General features: G+C 56.3%; 15 protein-coding genes. 10 read left to right on the forward strand and 5 right to left on the reverse strand.

What is annotated here, in order from left to right:
- The first annotated feature begins 642 nt into the window (after positions 1-642).
- From citR to FN082_RS02605, 3 genes are all read left to right on the forward strand, one after another.
- Positions 643-1,554 carry a DNA-binding transcriptional repressor CitR gene (gene citR / locus FN082_RS02595; protein WP_142981091.1) on the forward strand — a complete coding sequence of 304 codons (912 nt, stop codon included), beginning with the start codon at positions 643-645 and terminating at the stop codon, positions 1,552-1,554.
- 103 nt (positions 1,555-1,657) lie between these two features.
- The gene (locus tag FN082_RS02600) at positions 1,658-2,881 is read left to right on the forward strand and encodes a phosphoadenosine phosphosulfate reductase (protein WP_142464121.1); all 1,224 of its coding nucleotides are present in this window, start codon (positions 1,658-1,660) and stop codon (positions 2,879-2,881) included.
- Positions 2,866-3,495 carry an IbrB-like domain-containing protein gene (locus FN082_RS02605; protein ID WP_142464120.1) on the forward strand — a complete coding sequence of 210 codons (630 nt, stop codon included), beginning with the start codon at positions 2,866-2,868 and terminating at the stop codon, positions 3,493-3,495. Before FN082_RS02600 ends, FN082_RS02605 begins: the two co-directional genes overlap by 16 nt.
- Here FN082_RS02605 and FN082_RS02610 read toward each other — a convergent pair whose 3' ends face one another.
- On the reverse strand, positions 3,496-4,641 hold the full coding sequence (locus tag FN082_RS02610) for a pyridoxal phosphate-dependent aminotransferase (protein WP_185932097.1): 1,146 nt from the start codon (positions 4,639-4,641) through the stop codon (positions 3,496-3,498). It lies immediately after the preceding gene.
- A gap of 188 nt (positions 4,642-4,829) precedes the next feature.
- On the opposite strand from FN082_RS02610, the gene mtnC reads away from it, so the two are divergent.
- Together mtnC and FN082_RS02620 are read left to right on the forward strand one after the other, a co-directional pair.
- Positions 4,830-5,519, forward strand: a complete 690-nt coding sequence (mtnC, locus tag FN082_RS02615) for an acireductone synthase (protein WP_142981093.1) — start codon at positions 4,830-4,832, stop codon at positions 5,517-5,519.
- Positions 5,516-6,058, forward strand: a complete 543-nt coding sequence (locus FN082_RS02620) for a 1,2-dihydroxy-3-keto-5-methylthiopentene dioxygenase (RefSeq protein WP_139538640.1) — start codon at positions 5,516-5,518, stop codon at positions 6,056-6,058. The genes mtnC and FN082_RS02620 overlap by 4 nt, the downstream gene beginning before the upstream one ends.
- Positions 6,059-6,161: 103 nt before the next feature.
- Here the strand turns inward: FN082_RS02620 and FN082_RS02625 are convergent, their stop codons facing one another.
- Entirely contained in the window at positions 6,162-8,471 is a 2,310-nt protein-coding gene (locus tag FN082_RS02625) for a molybdopterin-dependent oxidoreductase (protein WP_142981094.1), read from the reverse strand.
- A gap of 413 nt (positions 8,472-8,884) precedes the next feature.
- Between FN082_RS02625 and FN082_RS02630 the strand changes: the two genes are divergently transcribed.
- The 5 genes from FN082_RS02630 to FN082_RS02650 are packed head-to-tail and all read left to right on the forward strand — an operon-like array spanning position 8,885 to position 14,352.
- Entirely contained in the window at positions 8,885-9,865 is a 981-nt protein-coding gene (locus FN082_RS02630) for a sugar ABC transporter substrate-binding protein (protein WP_110273311.1), read from the forward strand.
- Positions 9,866-9,909: 44 nt separating this feature from the next.
- Positions 9,910-11,415 carry a sugar ABC transporter ATP-binding protein gene (locus FN082_RS02635; RefSeq protein WP_185932098.1) on the forward strand — a complete coding sequence of 502 codons (1,506 nt, stop codon included), beginning with the start codon at positions 9,910-9,912 and terminating at the stop codon, positions 11,413-11,415.
- Positions 11,412-12,398, forward strand: coding sequence for an ABC transporter permease (locus tag FN082_RS02640; RefSeq protein ID WP_142981096.1), 987 nt, complete (start codon positions 11,412-11,414; stop codon positions 12,396-12,398). The genes FN082_RS02635 and FN082_RS02640 overlap by 4 nt, the downstream gene beginning before the upstream one ends.
- Positions 12,398-13,399, forward strand: a complete 1,002-nt coding sequence (locus FN082_RS02645; RefSeq protein WP_139538636.1) for an ABC transporter permease — start codon at positions 12,398-12,400, stop codon at positions 13,397-13,399. The genes FN082_RS02640 and FN082_RS02645 overlap by 1 nt, the downstream gene beginning before the upstream one ends.
- A gap of 11 nt (positions 13,400-13,410) precedes the next feature.
- Positions 13,411-14,352: a carbohydrate kinase family protein gene (locus FN082_RS02650; protein WP_139538635.1), complete on the forward strand. Its 942-nt coding sequence runs from the start codon at positions 13,411-13,413 to the stop codon at positions 14,350-14,352.
- A 41-nt stretch (positions 14,353-14,393) separates the two neighbouring features.
- Here FN082_RS02650 and FN082_RS02655 read toward each other — a convergent pair whose 3' ends face one another.
- The 3 genes from FN082_RS02655 to FN082_RS02665 are packed head-to-tail and all read right to left on the reverse strand — an operon-like array spanning position 14,394 to position 17,552.
- Positions 14,394-15,422 carry a 2-hydroxyacid dehydrogenase gene (locus FN082_RS02655; RefSeq protein WP_142981097.1) on the reverse strand — a complete coding sequence of 343 codons (1,029 nt, stop codon included), beginning with the start codon at positions 15,420-15,422 and terminating at the stop codon, positions 14,394-14,396.
- Positions 15,419-16,915, reverse strand: coding sequence for an FGGY-family carbohydrate kinase (locus FN082_RS02660; RefSeq protein WP_142981098.1), 1,497 nt, complete (start codon positions 16,913-16,915; stop codon positions 15,419-15,421). Before FN082_RS02660 ends, FN082_RS02655 begins: the two co-directional genes overlap by 4 nt.
- Positions 16,916-16,940: 25 nt before the next feature.
- Entirely contained in the window at positions 16,941-17,552 is a 612-nt protein-coding gene (locus FN082_RS02665; protein ID WP_139538632.1) for a methylthioribulose 1-phosphate dehydratase, read from the reverse strand.
- Positions 17,553-17,657 lie beyond the last annotated feature (105 nt).

A 17,657-nucleotide genomic window follows, 5' to 3' on the forward strand; every position in this document is an offset into this window, starting at 1 on the left:
AATGTGTTGCGCTCTACACCTTAATGTAACAGCTTGGGGATTACATCACCCACTGAATCAAAGGGCAATCCGCGTGACTGCAGGTCTTGCCTATGGCTGTAATAGGTTTGACCTCTACACTTACTCTTCTCATTGATTTTACTAAGCATAAGTTAGTCCGGGCGTTCAAACCAGCAAGTCCGACCGTCGCGGTAGCGACTCTGACCAACGAAAAGCCTGAGCAGATCTGGCTCGACAACGAACATCACGACGGCAAATACGATATAGAGGCGCCAACCTCCATTCCACCTGAACTCATGAGGTACTTAATTTCGACCAGTAATTAATGAATAATCCGGGTACCAACGTCACATCTGCCATTTACTGCATGAATAAGAAAGCGCACTCCAGAAAACACCAGGTCTTCCAGATAAAGAAAAACTACAGATGATGATAGGGGTGGGGTAACTCTTCATAAACGACCATTTTCCGTCAGGCTTAGTAGTACACAAAAGGATCTGGCGAAATGCTCAATGGTGGTATATATTTAGATAAACTTAATGCAGCACTTAGTTTAAATAATAATGAATAATCACGCAATGCATATAATGCACATACACAATATTCTCTTTTCCCTTCTGCCAACTTAACAGGACGTTGATTATGGCTAACCTTTACGATCTCAAAAAGTTTGACCTGAACCTACTGGTTATTTTTGAATGCATTTATCAGAATTTAAGCATCAGTAAAGCCGCTGAAACGCTATTTATTACGCCTTCGGCCGTCAGTCAATCGCTTCAGCGCCTGCGTACCCAGCTTAACGATCCGCTATTTGTTCGTTCCGGTAAAGGGATCACCCCCACTACGGTAGGTGTTAATTTACACAATCACCTGGAAAAAAACCTTAACCAGCTTGAACAAACTATCAATATCACCAATCGTTCAGAGTTAAGAAAACGCCTTGTTGTCTATGCTCCGCAACTTTTTATCACCATAAAAACAACAAGTCTGATTCACATGTTATTAGATGAAGCAAATATACATGTAGAGCATCATGATCTTCTGGCATCCGGGGAATCTGTCGAAAACCTGTTATCTTATCGTAAGGCAGACCTGATATTTAGCACTATGCCAATCTCATCTCGCGCAACCGTATGTAAATTGGTTCAGGAAGTGGATATCGCTCTCGTTTGTAGCGAACATCATCCACGAAAGGAGTCATTAACAACAACAAAAGCGATACTTCAGGAAGGTTTTACTGGTTATCTTTCAAATGACCAGGGTACTAAATCATTTCAAAGTCAGACGAGTAGCTTTCTTTCTGACCGGAAAATATCATTTAGCAGCGATTCATACATCGCCATCCTGAACGTTATTCAACAAACTGATTTAATTGGCTTTGTCCCCACATGCATTCTGGAGCAGATAAGTTTCAAAAATAAATTTAAAACTTTAGATACTCCCTTCAAGATCCCAACCATGACGATTTATATGATTTACAACCGGGTCAACCTTGATGATCCAAATTTTGCGAAGTTTATTGATGACTGCAAAAAAAATAATATTTACGCATAATTAAGACGTTATTATTCACGCAATGAATAATAACTAATCTCTTGATTAGAAAAGAAATATGATATAACAACACTGTATCTTTAGCATTAAAGGAATAGTGGCTGTGTCTTTTATAAAACTTCCATTACCAGAATCTGTACTGCAAGCCAGTCAGCAGCGAATAGAATGGGTGATGGAAAACTTCTCCCGTATTTGTGTCTCTTTTTCTGGCGGTAAAGATTCTACAACCATGCTGCATCTCACGGCGCAGCATGCACGCAAAGTGGGCAAAAAAATTTGCGTCCTGTTTATTGACTGGGAAGCGCAGTTCTCCTGTACCATTGCTCATTGTGAAAAGATGCGCGAAGAGTATCACGACGTTATTGAGCAATTTTTTTGGGTGGCGCTCCCCCTCACCACCCAAAACTCTCTGACCCAATACAACCCCGAGTGGCAGTGCTGGGAACCCGGCGCGCCCTGGGTCCGACAGCCACCAGAGGACGCTATAACCGACCCTGGCTATTTCCCGTTTTATCAACCCGGAATGAGCTTTGAAACCTTTGTCCGCGAATTTGCCGACTGGTTCTCGCAAAACCGGCCGGCCGCAGTCATGGTCGGCATTCGTGCCGATGAATCGCTTAATCGGTTTATCACCATTTCCTCGCAGCGAAAACTGCGTTTTGCCGACGACAAACCCTGGACCACCTCCGCACCGGGCGGTCATGCGTGGTATATCTACCCCATCTACGACTGGAAAACTGCCGATATCTGGACCTGGTTTGGCAAAAGCGGCCTTTCCTACAACCCGCTCTATAACCTGATGTACCAGGCGGGCGTCCCGCTACGCTACATGCGCATCTGTGAACCCTTTGGCCCTGAACAGCGCCAGGGTCTTTGGCTGTATCATGTCCTGGAACCTGAACGCTGGGCCGCCATGTGCCAGCGCGTTAGCGGCGTTCACTGCGGCGGAGTCTATGCCGGTCACGATAATCAGTTCTACGGCCATCGCAAACTGGATAAACCAGAACACCATACGTGGAAAAGCTATGCCCTGTTTTTGCTCGACAGCATGCCGGAGAAAACGGCAGAACACTATCGCAATAAAATAGCAGTCTATCTCCACTGGTACCAGAAACAGGGAATGATGGATATTCCGGACACTCAGCCGTCGGATATCGGCTCCAAAGACATCCCTTCATGGCGGCGCATCTGCAAAGTTCTATTGAACAATGATTACTGGTGCCGCCAGCTCTCTTTTAGCCCGACCAAAGCTAATCAATATAAACGCTACCGCGAGCGTATGAATAAGAAGCGCCAGCAATGGGGAATACTATGCAACGACAACTGATCCAGGATATTGAACTCTATCTACAATCACTGAAAGGCGAGGAAGAGAGAATTAATGCGCTTAATACCTTTCGCCAGATTCTGCATGAATATAGCCCGTTCAAGACGCAGCCCGTTGACTGTGTGCTGTGGGTAAAACAGGAAACTGTTTCGCCTAATGATTACAACCCCAATAACCTTGCGCCGCCGGAAAAGCGTTTATTGTTCACATCACTCGAAACGGATGGCTTCACTCAGCCCATCGTGGTGCTGAAACAGGGACAGGAACACTACTCGATTGTCGATGGTTTTCATCGCCACGAGCTAGCCAACGGCAAAGCAGCGCTGAAAAAACGACTGAAAGGCTATCTCCCCGTCACCTGTCTGGAGAGCAGTACCGCTAAGCGCGACTCCCTGATGGCTGCCACCATTCGCCACAACCGGGCGCGCGGGCGTCATCAGATTCATGCAATGTCGGAGATTGTCCAGGAGCTGGCGCATCTCGGCTGGTCAGACGATAAAATCGGCAAAGAATTAGGAATGGACTCAGATGAAGTATTACGCCTGAAGCAAATCAACGGTCTGGTGGAGATGTTCGGCGACCGTCAATTCTCTCAGGCATGGACCGTTAAATAGCTACAAACGACACAGGCGTTCTGCCGCAGCCAGCAGCGTTGCTGGCTGTTTCGCGAAGCACAGGCGAATCAGCTTATGCGGGAACGGGTCAGCGCAGAATACCGACAGCGGGATCGCCGCCACGCCAATTTCTGTGGTTAGCCAGCGGCAAAAATTCACATCATCCAGATCCGAGATTGCGCTGTAGTCCGCCAGCAGGAAATACGTCCCTTCGCAGGGCAGAATTTCAAGACGGCTGGTACGCAGCGCGTCAATAAACAGATCCCGACGCTCGCGGTAAAACTCCGGCAACTGACGATAGTGCTCCGGTTCGCTGCGCAACATATCGGCAATCGCCAACTGAGCAGGTGTATTGACGGCAAACGTCAGATACTGATGCACCTTACGCAGTTCGGCGCTAATGGCGGCGGGCGCCACGCAGTAACCCACCTTCCAGCCGGTCATGTGAAAAGTTTTGCCGAATGAAGAAACCGCCACCGCCCGTTCGCGCAGCTGCGGATGCGCCAACACGCTGGCATGCCCTTCGGCGGCAAAGCAGATATGTTCATAAACTTCATCGCTAATCACATAGATTTCACGATCGGCAATAGCCTGCCACAGGGCGGCGAAATCTTCGCGCTGCCATACCGTCGCCGACGGGTTGTGCGGAGTATTGAGGATCACCAATCGGGTTTTATCGCTGAGGGTCCCGGCGAACTGCTGCCAGTCAACGCGAAAATACGGCGGCTGGAGAGCAATACGCTTGAGCACGCCGCCCGACAGCTCAATCGCCGGGGCATAGCTGTCGTAGCTCGGGTCAAAACAGATAACTTCATCACCGGCGCGCACCAGGGCAGTAATCGCCGCATACAGCGCCTCCGTCGCCCCGGCGGTCACGGTTACGTCGCTATTGGCATCGGGGCGGTAACCGTACAACTCTTCGGTTTTATCGACAATAGCTTCGCGCAGCGCCGCCACGCCGGTCATCGGAGCATACTGGTTGGCCCCCTGCGCAACATGATACGCCAGCCGCTCCTGCAGGTAGCGCGGGCCGTCAAAATCCGGAAACCCTTGCGACAGGTTAATCGCCTGATGCTGTTGGGCCAGGGCGCTCATTTGGGTAAAAATAGTGGTGCCCAGTGAAGGGAGTTTACTCTCAGGAATCAGTGGCTTATTGCTCATTCTTTTTGTACCGTCTGTAATGCTGTTGTTGAAGCCACTATAACACGATGCTAATATTTGGCAATCAAGACGCTTAGACGTCTAAATGATAATGTTATTTCGCTTATGATTGAAATGCAGCTATCAACACAACGCCACCGTCAGCACGACCCACCGCTCACTCTGGAGAACTCATGATCCGCGCTATCGTGACCGATATTGAAGGCACCACCAGCGATATTCGCTTCGTCCATAACATCCTGTTTCCCTACGCCCGCGAACGGCTGACCGGTTTTGTTACCGCTCAGCAGTTTGTTGAACCGGTAAAGACTATCCTTGATAACCTGCGCGAAGAGATAGCCCAGCCAGGAGCCAGCACCGAGCAGCTTATTGCTACGCTGTTCACCTTTATGGATGAAGACCGCAAGTCCACCGCCCTGAAGGCGCTACAGGGCATTATCTGGCGCGAAGGCTATGTGAACGGCGACTTCACCGGGCATCTTTATCCGGATGTTCTTCCGGCGCTGGAAAAATGGAAGTCTCAGGGTATTGATTTGTATGTATATTCCTCAGGCTCCGTTGCCGCGCAGAAATTGTTATTTGGCTACAGCGATGAAGGTGATATTACTCATTTGTTCAACGGCTATTTCGATACCCTGGTAGGCGCTAAGCGTGAAGTGCAGTCCTACCACAATATTGCTGAGCAACTGGGGCACCCTCCCGCCGCGGTTTTGTTCCTGTCCGATATCCATCAGGAGCTGGATGCCGCAGAAGAGGCCGGTTTCCGTACCGTACAACTGGTGCGCGGCGACCGTGACCCGGCCAGCCATCATCCGCAAGTTCAGCGTTTTGACGATATTCATCCGGAGCAGATCCCAGCATGAGCGCATTAACCATTTTTTCCGTGAAAGACCCGCAAACCCCGCTCTGGCACAGCACCAACGCCGAAGAGATCCAACAGCAGCTCAACGCTAAAGGCGTACGTTTCGAGCGCTGGCAGGCCGACCGCGATTTAGGCGCTGCGCCAACATCAGAAACGGTCATTGCCGCTTATCAACACGCGATTGATAAGCTGGTAGCAGAGAAGGGTTACCAGAGCTGGGACGTTATCAGCTTGCGCGCGGATAACCCGCAGAAAGATGCGCTGCGGGAAAAATTCCTCAATGAACATACTCATGGAGAAGACGAAGTGCGCTTCTTCGTCGAAGGCGCCGGTCTGTTTTGCCTTCATATTGGCGACGAGGTGTTTCAGGTCCTGTGCGAAAAGAACGATTTGATTTCCGTCCCTGCGCATACGCCGCACTGGTTTGACATGGGGTCAGAGCCGAACTTCACCGCGATCCGCATTTTCGATAACCCGGAAGGCTGGATCGCCCAGTTTACCGGCGACGATATCGCCAGCGCCTACCCGCGCCTGGCATAACGCCAGAATTTATATTCGTGCAGTTTCCCTGACGCGCCTTGTCCAGGCTACCCACCCCGTAGGCCGGGCAAGGCGCCAGCCGCCGCCCGGCAATTCCCGGCGCCTAAGCCCGAATAAACCTTGGCGGATCGAAAGCAGTCACCGGCGGCAGCGCCTCGCGCCACGGTTCAATTTCCACCCAGCAACTTTGAGCGCTGCAGCCCTGCCCCAGCCGCGAGCTTCCGCGATCTTCAGTTAACACGTTAGGATTACCGTGCTTATCCAGCGACCCCTTTTCATTTGGGTCCAGCGGATCGTACCAGGCGCCGGTCGACATCTGCACTACGCCTGGCAAAATCTGTTCGCTAAGATGTACCCCGGCCAGAATCGCCCCACGGGCGTTATAAACCTTCACCACGCTGCCTTCGCTAATGTCCCTCGCCTGCGCATCCAGCGGGTGCATCCACAGCGGCTCACGTCCCTGAATTTTTGTCGCCCGGCTTACGCTACCGTGATCGTACTGACTATGTAACCGAGTACGCGGCTGGCTGGAGAGCAGATGCAGCGGCCAGCGCGCTGCTTCTTGCCGCTGCCAGGCCGCCTCCTGCTCATCCCACCACGGGTGGCCGGGGCATTCACGATAGCCAAATCCGGCGATAGTTTCGGAAAATAGCTCAATCTTGCCGGACGGCGTAGAGAGCGGATATCGCTGCGGGTCGGCGCGAAAATCGGCCAGAAAGACCTGCGGTTTTTCAGGCGCGCTGTATTCCAGTACCCCTTGTTGCCAGAACGCCTCGAACGACGGCAGCTCAATTCCCTCTTCCCGGGCGCGTGGTCGCGACTCTTCATAGATTTGCCGTAGCCACTGCCCGGCATCGCGCCCTTCGCTAAAGCGCTCGCCGCAGCCCAGCCTTTCGGCAAGGTCGCAAAAGATGGCGTAATCGTCGCGCGCTTCGCCTACCGGCGGGATTTGCGCGCTCATGGCAATCATAAAGCCGTCGTGGCCGCCGCTGCCAATATCTTCCCGCTCAAGCGAGGTGGTGACCGGCAGAACGATATCGGAGAATTTGGCCTGCGCGGTCCAGTACTGTTCATGTACCACGACGGTTTCCGGCCGCCGCCAGGCTTCACACAGACGGTTAATATCCTGGTGATGATGAAACGTGTTGCCGCCCGCCCAGTAAACCAGGCGAATATCGGGATAGCGCAAATGCTGACCGTCAAACTCATAGGCTTCGCCCGGATGCAGCAGCATATCGGAGAGCCGCGCCACCGGGATCACGCTGTTCACCGCGTTTTTGCCAGCCGGAAGACGTGGGCCGGAAAACGCTTTACGCGCCGCTCCCGCCAGATTGGTACAGGCATAACCAAATCCCAGCCCGCCGCCCGGCGTACCAATTTGCCCCAGCAGCGCGGTAAGCGCTACCGTTGCCCAGTAAGCCTGCTCGCCCTGGCGCGCCCGCTGAATCGACCAGGAAATATTCACCATCGTGCGCTTGTTGGCCATCTCACGCGCCAGCGCAACAATCTGCGGAGCGTCAATGCCGGTTATCGCCGCCGCCCACTCCGGCGTTTTCGCGACGCCGTCACTCTCCCCCATCAGGTAGGCGCGATAAACGGCAAATCCCACCGTATGGCTGGCGACAAAGCCGCTGTCGTACAGGGATTCGTTAATCAGAACGTAACAGAGCGCCAGCAACAGAGCGGTATCGGTCCCCGGACGAACAGCAAGCCACTCAGCGCTCTCCACGGCGCTCAGATCATTACGCACCGGACTGATATTGACGAAGCGCGTTCCCTGCTCCTGCATCTTCTCCAGCCAGAATTTCAGCATATGGTCGTTGGCGCCGCCGCCGTTAACCTGCGAATTACGCAGCGGCAGGCCGCCAATCGCCACAAACAGTTGACACTCCCGCGCCAGCTCGGAGAAATGGGTGTGCTGACGGTGCAGTGGGCTTAGCGGCCCGAGGATATGCGGCAGAATGCGCTCACCCGCCGCGCTGCTGTAGGTATTGGTGCTGGCGGTATAGCCGCCGAAGGACTTGAGGAAACGGTGCAGCTGGCTTTGGGCATGGTGAAAACGCCCGGCGCTGGCCCAGCCGTAGGAGCCACCGAAAATGGCTTCATTGCCGCAGCGCGCTTTGACCGACTTCAGCTCGCGGGCCAGCAGGTCGAGCGCCACCTCCCAACTCACTTCTACAAACGGCTCTTTGCCACGACCCTCTCGCGAAGCCGGGCCATTTTGCAGGTAACCCGCGCGCACCGCCGGGCGACGAATTCGCGTCTTGCTGGTGACCGCATCGGGGAGCGACTGACCGATACGTGAGGGATTTTTATCCCAGGGCACCGGCGTAACCGCATCAACCTTGCCGTCGCGAGCCTGTACTTGCCAGGTTCCCCAGTGCATCACGGTCAGATTATGTTGTTTTCTCATATTGCCTGTTTTCTTCTCACTCGATAAAGGTCGCCATAATAAAGCGCGCGAATCTTGGGAATAAAATACGTATCACCATACAATCTGCTACAGAGAAAGGATTCTCCACGCAGAATAGGTCTACGTTATTCCAGGATGCGATATATTACAGCGACAGAATAATTATAATTACGTAGCAATATTTATTTGAATAAATAAGACTTGCAAGCAAATTAAACCCACAAAATAAAAATGGATAAAATCGCATCATGAAATATTTTCAGGTTGCAGATGACAAATTTACGTTTTCCTCAGGCAAATCTGCGATATAACATTGTTGATATAACTTAGACATATTTTGTATTTGAGGTTGCATGGCTGTTATTGTCATGCTACTGCTCCGCAGCCACCTCCATCACAGGACCATAATAAGAATGTCGCAGAAAATGAAATTATTGCCCATCGCGCTGGGCCTGCTCTCGCTCGCCTCCGTTAACGCTCTGGCGGCCGATGCCTTATCGCTTCAGGGAAAGACTATCGGCGTCGCCGTTGTCGGCACGCAGCACTTCTGGGATCGTGAAGCCTATAAAGGTGCGACCGAAGAGGTAGAGAAACTGGGTGGTAAAGTGATCGGCGTCGACGGTGGTCGTGACAACCAGGTTCATGCCAATAACCACGATATTTTGCTGTCGCGAAAAGTCGATGCTGTAATTAGCATTCTGGGCGATAGCGCCGTTGAGCCTAAATTCAAAGCACTGCGCGATGCGGGCATTCCGGTATTTACCGTTGACCACGTTTCAAAATACTCCGTCAATAACACTACTTCCGATAACTACACATTAGGCTCGACCATTGGTCGTTATATGGCCGATGAGCTAGGCGGCAAAGGCAACGTTGCAGTATTTAACGCCTTCTCCAGCTCCCTGCGTATTTGCGGCATTCGTTATGACCAGTGGAAATATGTCCTTAAGGATTACCCGGATATTCATATTATTCAACCAGAGCTGGCGGAACAGTTTGCCAACTCTCCGGAAGATGCACGTAAGAAAACCCTCGAACTGCTGAGCCAATATCCAAAAGGTAAGCTCGACGCCATCCATGTTGCCTGCTGGGATCAGCCCGCTATCGGTATTGTCCAGGCGCTGGAAGAGACCGGTCGCGACAAAGACGTTAAAGTCACCGCCATCGATGCGGGCCCGGAAACGCTGGAAATCATGGCCGAGCCGGGCAGCCCGTTCGTTGCCAACGTCGCGCAGCAGCCGCACCTGATTGGCCAGACCTCTGCCGACAACGTCGCCCGCTACTTCGATAAGCAGAAGCTGCCGGTACAAACCTTTATCCCGGTGGTCCCGGTGAAAGGCCCGCAAGAAGCGAAAGCGGTCTACAAACAGCTGGGATATGGCGAACTGCAGTGATCACTCAATCCACCGGCGGGACCAATCCCGCCGCTGGTCTGGCGATGAACCAGATCAGTAAAAGCTTCGCCAACGTGACTGCATTAAATGCGGTCACGCTGCTTCTGAACCCTGGCGAAATTCACGGCCTGATCGGCGAGAACGGCGCGGGAAAATCGACGCTTATTAAAATTCTTGCGGGCGTCTATCAGGCCGATAGCGGCAACGCCACGCTCGACGGCGCGCCTCTGCCGCTCGGCAATCCGGCGGCTATTGAAGCGTTGGGCATTCGCGTCATTCACCAGGAGCTCAACCTGATCGCGCACTTTACCGTCGCGGAATCGGTGTTTCTCGGCCAGGAGTACCGCACCCGCTGGGGCGCGCTGGACCGACGGCGGATGAATGCCGCGACCGAGGCGTTTTTCCGCGACAGCTGGCAACTGGAAATCAATCCGCGCCGCCTGATCCGCGATCTCAGCCTTGCCGAGCGCAAGCTGGTACAAATCGCCCGAGCGCTGATTGACGGCGCGGCAAAGCTGGTAGTGTTCGACGAACCCACCGCGCCGCTGGAAGCACAGGAAGCCAGCCTTGTCTCCTCTGCCATCTTGCGCCTTCGCGAGCAAGGGATCGCGATTCTTTATATTTCTCACTATCTCAACGAAATCGCCGCCCTTTGCGATCGCGGCACGGTGCTGCGTAACGGCGAGGTTGTCGGCTATCCCGACCGTGAACTCCTGCAAAATACCGATGCGCTAATCAAAATGATGGTCGGGCGCGATATCGAACAGCTCTATACCCCGCGTCAGAGCAGCGCTCAGGAAGTTGATACCGCCGTACCGGTGCTGTCGGTTCGCCACCTTAGCGACGGCCAGCAATTAAACGATATTAGCTTTGATATTCAACCCGGCGAGATCGTCGGCGTGGCGGGTCTGCTTGGCGCAGGGCGCGACGTGCTGGTCGATCTTCTCTACGGCCTGCGCCGCGCCCGTAGCGGCACGATTAGCATCGACGGCGAGCTGAAACGACTGCGCACGCCCTATCAGGCCACCCGCGCCGGGCTGGCGCTGGTCCCGCGCGACCGTCGCCATCAGGGGCTGATTCTCCCCTTCTCTACCGCCGACAATATTAACCTTGCCTCGCTGCCGGACACCGCCACCTTCGGCTGGGAACACCGAGGGCGGGCACTGGAAAAAGCGCGCAGCTGGATTAAACAGCTCTCCATTCGCCCCGGCCGTCCGGAACTGCCGGTGCGCTTTATGAGCGGCGGCAACCAGCAAAAGGCGATTCTCGCCCGCTGGCTGGGCACAGACGCGCGGCTATTTATTCTTGATGAACCGACGCTCGGGGTCGATATCGGCGCACGCAGCGATATTTATCAGCGCACCCGCGAACTGGCGGATCGCGGTCGCGGCGTACTGGTCTCTTCCAGCGACGCACCGGAGCTGCTGGGCCTTTGCGACCGCATCCTGGTGATGTGGCGCGGCGAGCTGGTGGCCAATCTTCCGACCCAGGGGCTGACGCTGGACGCCCTGCTGGTGACGATCAACGGTGGACAGGAACAACAGGTATGAGTGCAGATATCCAGCGTCGCCCCCTTGCGGGCATAACGACGCTAATCGAAAAATTTCCTCTTATTCTCTTTTTTGCGCTGCTGGTCTGGCTCAGCCTCCAGTCGCCGTTTTTTTTAAGCTGGCAAAACATCAGCATGATGCTGGTGCAGAGCGTGCCGTTGGCGATCCTCTGCTTCGGCCTGGTGTGCGTGATTGCCGTCGGTGGCGATGACGTGGTCTCCGGCGGCATCGACCTCTCGCTGCCTGCCATCGCGGTGCTCGGTGTGGCGCTGCTGAGCCTCGGCATGACGGAGTGGAACACCCCTTACCTGCTGCTGTTTTTACTGCTGATTGCCGTCAGCCTGGCCTGCGGCGCGGTCAACGCCACTCTGGTGCTGGCGGCGGGCCTGCCGCCGCTGCTGGCGACCCTGTCAACCTCCGTCGCCTTCACCGGGCTGACGGACCTGCTGACCGGACAGCGGCGGATCGCGGTAAACGATCCGCTGATGGTGGCCTTTCGCGATAACGACCTGTTCGGTATTCCCTGGCCGCTTATCTATCTGCTGGCGGTCTTCGCGCTGTTTCAGTTTCTAATCCACCACTCACGTTTCGGCCAGCATTTACAGGCGGTCGGCGGCAACCGCGATATGGCGCAGATGAGCGGACTCAATGTGCGCCGTTTGACCATCATCGTCTGGCTGCTGGCGGGGATCGCCGCCGGTCTGGCGATTTTACCGCTGCTCAGCCAGGGCTCCGGCAGCTCCAGCGGCACGGCAACGCCGTTGTTGCTGGAAACCGTCCTCGCCACCTTTATCGGCGCGGCGTTCTCGCGGCGTCGCGTGGTCACCATCTGGGGCGCGCTGCTCGGCGCGGTGCTGGTCAACGCGCTCTCTAACGGGCTCGGCCTGCTGGGGGTGAATATTTTCTGGATGGGGGCGATTAAAGGCGGCCTGATCCTCGTGGTGCTGGCAGCTTCGGCAGTCAGACATAAAGGAGGCAACTGATGAGCCAGTTGACGCTCAAGACCCCATCAACGGGGCAAACCGGCAGCAGCCCCCTGGCATGGCTATCGCGGGCGGGATTCGGCGTGATGACTCTGCTGGCGATTATTCTGTTCGGCTGGGCAAACCCGGTTTTTTTGACCTTCGATAACTGGGCGAACCTGCTGCAGGGCAGCGCGATCCTGCTGATTGTGGCGATGGCGATGACCCTTATCGTCAGCGCCGGGGCGATTGACCTCTCCGTCGGCGTAGCGCTTGATTTCGGCGCGGCTTTTGCGCTGGTGGCGCTGAAAACCTGGCACCTGCCGTGGCAGGCTGCGGTCGGCTGCGCGCTGCTCGGCGGCGTAATTATTGGCCTGCTGAACGCCTTCCTGATCCTTATCTGCCAGATTCGTCCTTTCCTCGCCACCCTCGGTACCTGGTTTATCGCCAGCAGCGCCGAGCGCATCTATACCGACGGCGGCGGCTCTATCTCTTATCGCCGGATGGCACCGGAGTATCACGATCTGGCGGTCGGTAATATCGCCGGTATTCCAACGCCAGTGGTCATTGTTCTGCTGCTGTGGCTGGCGGCCTGGCTGATTACCGAACGTACGCTGTTCGGCAAATACGTTCGCGCTATCGGTCAGAACGGCGAAGCGGCGCGTATCGCCGGAATTCGCGACCGCCGCACCATGCTGTGGGTACTGGTGGCGGCCTCCGCCCTGTGCGCCGTCGGCGGCGTTATCCTTTCCGCCAACCTGCGCCAGTTTACGCCGCTGGCCGGTCAGGCCTATCTGATGGACGCTATCGCCGCGGTATTTATCGGCACCGCCTTTAACCGGCTGGGCCGGGTCAGCATCGCCGGAACCCTCGGCGGCGTGCTGTTCCTCGCGATTATTGATAACGGCCTGAACCTGATGGGGCTTAACTATCTGGTGAAAGATGCGCTGGTTGGCGTGATTCTGGTCGTCGCGCTGGCCCTCTCCTTCTGGCAGGCGCGCCTGCGTCAAACCCATCGTTAAGTGGAGCTCTCATGGCAACCTTTGACGCCGCCTTTGTCGGCCTGACTATTCTTGATATCGCCGGCCGCCCGGTTATCGACATCCCGCCGCGCGGCGGGGTAGCCTTTATTGAACAGATTCGCCTTAATCCCGCAGGAACCGCCGCCGGGGCCAACATTAACGCAGCCAAGCTGGGGATCCGTACCGCAGCGGTAGCCTGTCTGGGCGAAGATGAAAAAGCTGATTTTATCCTCGCCAGCTATGCGCGGCTGGGCATTGACTGCTCGCGGGTCCAGCGCACGGCACTGAAAGAAACGTCGGCAACCATTCTACCCATCCGCCCCAACGGCGAGCGCCCGGCGCTGCACTGCCGGGGAGCTTCCGATGAGCTTTTCATCAGTGAAGAACAGTTCGCCGCGATTCTTGACTGCCGCTTCCTGCACCACGGCGGCACCGGCCTGCTGGCGGCGATGGACCAGGGGCAAAGCGCCCTTTTGCTGCAAGCCGCAAAGGCTCGCGGCGTCACCACCAGCTTTGATTTAATCGCGCCCAATGAGCACACCCTCGATCTGCTGCGCCCGCTGCTGCCGTCGGTGGACTACTTTATGCCTTCTCTTGAGGAGGCCGCGTATCTCTCTGGACAGGCGCAGCCGGAAGCGATCGCCCGCTTCTTCTTCGAACTTGGCGTCGGGACCTGCATTCTGAAAGAGGGTGAAAACGGCTCCTGGCTGCTGACCCGCGACGGCGCAGTCGAGCATATCGCTCCGTACCGGGTCGATGCTGTCGACACCACCGGCTGCGGCGACAGCTACTGCGGCGGCTTTATTGCTGCACTGGCCCGTGGGTTAAGCGTCAAAGAGGCATGTGAGGTGGCTTCCGCCGTCGCCGCGCTGGTGGCGACCGGGATGGGATCGGATGCGGGCGTGGTCGACTGGGAGCACACGCTGGAATTTATGGCGGCTAACCGCAGCTGACAAAAAGCGTCGCCGCCGCATCTCGCGGCGGCTGAAAAGGCTTAACGCCACTGATAGAGCAGCGGCTCCCCGGCAACATAGCGCTGGAGGTCGGCAGCAATCATCGCCGTATGTTTAGCGATGCTTTCTCTCGTCGCCCCGGCGATATGCGGGGTGATAATCACGTTATCAAACTCGGTAACAAACGGATGGTCGCGCCACAGCGGCTCGCGGTGATAAACATCCAATGCCGCGCCGCCCAGCGGGCCGTGGCGCAGCGCGTTAATCAACGCTTCTTCATCCACCACCGCGGCGCGAGAGGTATTAATCAGCAGCGCCCCCGGCTTCATGCTATTCAACAACTGCGCGTTCACCAGGCCATCGCTGTGCGGGCCGCTGCTCAGATGCAGGCTGACAATATCCGCCTCACGGAACAGCCCCTCAAGCGTTGTTTTCTGTAGCCCTGGCTCGTTGATATCTTCGGCGGCGACAAACGGATCCACCACCAGCACCGCCATGCCAAAGGCGCGGGCGATACGCGCCACGCGGCGGCCAATATTGCCATAGCCGATCAGCCCCAGGGATTTATTGCGCAGCTCGCTGCCTTTAAACACTTCATAAGGACTTTCCGGGCTGACGTCCCACACCACATCACGGCGCAACCCGCTCTGGATGGCCTGGGCGGCGTTCTCGGCGTTAGTGAATTCACCGCGCTTCAGCGCCGCGTGAGATTGCGGAATATGCCGCGCCAGGCTCAGCATCAGCCCCAGCGTCAGCTCTGCGGCAGCATCCGCATTGCGTCCCGGCGTATAGAGTACGCGGATATCGCGCGCCTGAGCGGCTTTGGTATCAATATTCACCGGGTTGGCGCGGGTGCAGGCGATAACCTTCAGACGCGGGCAGCCAGCAATCACCTCTTCCGTCACATCATCGTAGCTGGTCACCAGTACGTCTGCGTCGTGAGCCAGCTCAATCAGCTGGCCTGCGCTCAGCTTCGGTTTACCCAGCGCCCAACCTTCTACTTGCAGTTCACCCAGTTGCTGAAATGCGCTGAGGTCGCCGGCGTGTTCGGCGGTAAAAACAATTTTCATATGCGTTGTTCCTGAGAAATACGTTGAAGCGCCTCGTGGCGGGCCTGCCAGACCGGGAGCATCTGCTCGCGCAGCAGGCGATAAACCGGATACAGAGCGGCATAACGGCTATGCGCCTGCGGATTAGGTTGGTAACGAGTCTGCTCAAGTGCGGGGTAGCGGGTCAGCGCATCGACGCTGCGCGCCGCCAGAATCGCCGCTCCGCGCGCGCTAAGCTCGTTAAAAGTACTGGAAACCACCGTTCTGCCGGTGCAGTCGGCAATAATTTGCAGCCAGGTCGCTGACGCCGCCCCGCCGCCGGTCAGGTACAGCTCACCGCCCTGCGGGTAGCCCTGAAGGGAGTCGACGATGGCGTAAGCCAGCCCTTCAAACACCGCCCGCTGTAGCTGCGCGCGAGTGGTGTGCTGGCCAATACCAAAATACCCGGCCCGCGCTTCGGGGCTAAAGAACGGTGCGCGTTCGCCGTTGAGATAGGGCTGCCAGAAGACGCCGCCGCTGCCCGGCTCAACGCTGGCGATGCTCTGTTCCAGCTGCTGTAAATCGGGATTCAGCGAAATCTGCTGCTGGAGCCAGTCGATATTTGGCGTTCCGGCCTGCATCGGAAAAAGGTTAATAAAGCTGCCCGCCTCGGTGTGGGTGACGTAGCGCGTCCCCTCATTGACCGTTTGACGACCATGGCAGACGATGCCGGTGCAGCAGGTGGTGCCGAGAATGGTATAGATGTCGCCGTCGTTCACCGCGCCGCAGCCAAGCGCCGCGCTGCAGACATCGAGCGCGCCAGCCGCCACCGGCGTCGCAACGGGAAGCCCTGTCAGCGCCGCGACCTCTTCCCGCAGCTTACCTGCCTGCGCGTCCGGCGCCAGCAGCGGCGGGAACAGATGGGCTAAATCCGCCAGCCCCATCTCATTGAGCACGACCCCGGATAATGTTCCGCTCTGCTGGTTAAGCAAAGAGGTGCTGGCATCGGTGAGATCCAGCGCCGCAACGCCGGTGAGGCGAAAGCGGATCCAGTCCTTAGCGAAAAACAGATAGCGGGCCGCCGCCAGCCGTTCGGGCTGATGATGTTTGAGCCAGCATAGCTGCATGCTGGTGTTGCAGGGTTGCAGATGGGTGCCGGTATCGTCAAAGAAACGGCGGTCAAAACCGGGGCGGTTGAGCAGTTCGCTCATCAGCTCGCGGCTGCGGGTATCGCTCCACAGGATACCCGGCCCAACCGGTTCGCCCTCGGCGTCGCTAAGCCAAACGCCTTCGCCCTGCCCGGCAAGGCCAATTGCGCGTAAACGCCCTTTTTGCAGCGCCGGATGCTGAGCAATCTCGCACAGAATCGCCACCACCGACTGCCACAGCTGGGCCATATCCTGCTCAGCGTGACCGTTGGCCGACAGGCGCGGGCCGGTATTCTGCGCCGCGCTGGCGCACGCCTGAAAATGTTCATCAAACAGCACCGCTTTGACCCGCGAGGTGCCGATATCGATTCCGAGATAAAAATCCATGCCTGACCCGTTAGTGGAGAGAAATTTAGTCGCGCTCGTAGCGGCGACGCATCAGCTCGCACTCGAACAGAAACTCCAGTCCTTCCAATTGACGACGGGCCTCGTTAATGTCTTTGCCCCAGCAGGTCAGGCCGTGGCCGCGCAGCAGGAAGCCGTAGCGTAGCGGGTTGGTCTGCGCATAGTCTTCAATGCGCGCCGCCAGGGCGTCGATATCCTGGTCGTTATCGAAAATCGCCACCGGTACGGTATCAAGGTGGCTATGCTGACCGGTCAGGGTTTTCTGCATCTCATAACCCTGCAGCGCCAGGGTGTCGCTTTTTTCAATGCGCGACAGCACGGTGGCGTTGACGGTATGCACGTGCAGCACAAAGTTGGCCTCCGGGAACAGGCGATACACCAGCGTATGCAGGCCGGTTTCGGCGGAAGGTTTACGCCCGGAAGGCGCTTTATTGCTGGCGATCTCAACCTGGAGGAAATCTTCTGTCGTCAGGCTGCCTTTATCGCGTCCCGACTCGCTGAGCCAGCACCAGGTCTCATCCTGACGCACCGACATATTGCCGCCGGTGGCCGGTGCCCAGCCTTTTGCGCCGATCCAATGACAGGTGGTGACCAGTTGCGCGAGTCTTTCTTGCCACATAGCAGTTCCTTAGTTTAGCGATGTTGATTTGAGAACCTTTACGGTCAGGCGTTATTGTTGCAGGCAGTTTGGACACGGACAGCGCGGAACACCCGGAACGTACAC

Source organism: Klebsiella spallanzanii (assembly GCF_902158555.1).
Lineage (GTDB): Bacteria > Pseudomonadota > Gammaproteobacteria > Enterobacterales > Enterobacteriaceae > Klebsiella > Klebsiella spallanzanii.

What these genes read in the sequence shown, in the direction of transcription:
- citR (WP_142981091.1), top strand. Translation starts at nt 643, where the DNA reads ATGGCTAACCTTTACGATCTCAAAAAGTTTGACCTGAACCTACTGGTT.
- FN082_RS02605 (WP_142464120.1), top strand. Translation starts at nt 2,866, where the DNA reads ATGCAACGACAACTGATCCAGGATATTGAACTCTATCTACAATCACTG.
- mtnC (WP_142981093.1), top strand. Translation starts at nt 4,830, where the DNA reads ATGATCCGCGCTATCGTGACCGATATTGAAGGCACCACCAGCGATATT.
- FN082_RS02620 (WP_139538640.1), top strand. Translation starts at nt 5,516, where the DNA reads ATGAGCGCATTAACCATTTTTTCCGTGAAAGACCCGCAAACCCCGCTC.
- FN082_RS02625 (WP_142981094.1), bottom strand. Translation starts at nt 8,471, where the DNA reads ATGAGAAAACAACATAATCTGACCGTGATGCACTGGGGAACCTGGCAA.
- FN082_RS02630 (WP_110273311.1), top strand. Translation starts at nt 8,885, where the DNA reads ATGTCGCAGAAAATGAAATTATTGCCCATCGCGCTGGGCCTGCTCTCG.
- FN082_RS02635 (WP_185932098.1), top strand. Translation starts at nt 9,910, where the DNA reads ATGAACCAGATCAGTAAAAGCTTCGCCAACGTGACTGCATTAAATGCG.
- FN082_RS02640 (WP_142981096.1), top strand. Translation starts at nt 11,412, where the DNA reads ATGAGTGCAGATATCCAGCGTCGCCCCCTTGCGGGCATAACGACGCTA.
- FN082_RS02645 (WP_139538636.1), top strand. Translation starts at nt 12,398, where the DNA reads ATGAGCCAGTTGACGCTCAAGACCCCATCAACGGGGCAAACCGGCAGC.
- FN082_RS02650 (WP_139538635.1), top strand. Translation starts at nt 13,411, where the DNA reads ATGGCAACCTTTGACGCCGCCTTTGTCGGCCTGACTATTCTTGATATC.
- FN082_RS02655 (WP_142981097.1), bottom strand. Translation starts at nt 15,422, where the DNA reads ATGAAAATTGTTTTTACCGCCGAACACGCCGGCGACCTCAGCGCATTT.
- FN082_RS02660 (WP_142981098.1), bottom strand. Translation starts at nt 16,915, where the DNA reads ATGGATTTTTATCTCGGAATCGATATCGGCACCTCGCGGGTCAAAGCG.
- FN082_RS02665 (WP_139538632.1), bottom strand. Translation starts at nt 17,552, where the DNA reads ATGTGGCAAGAAAGACTCGCGCAACTGGTCACCACCTGTCATTGGATC.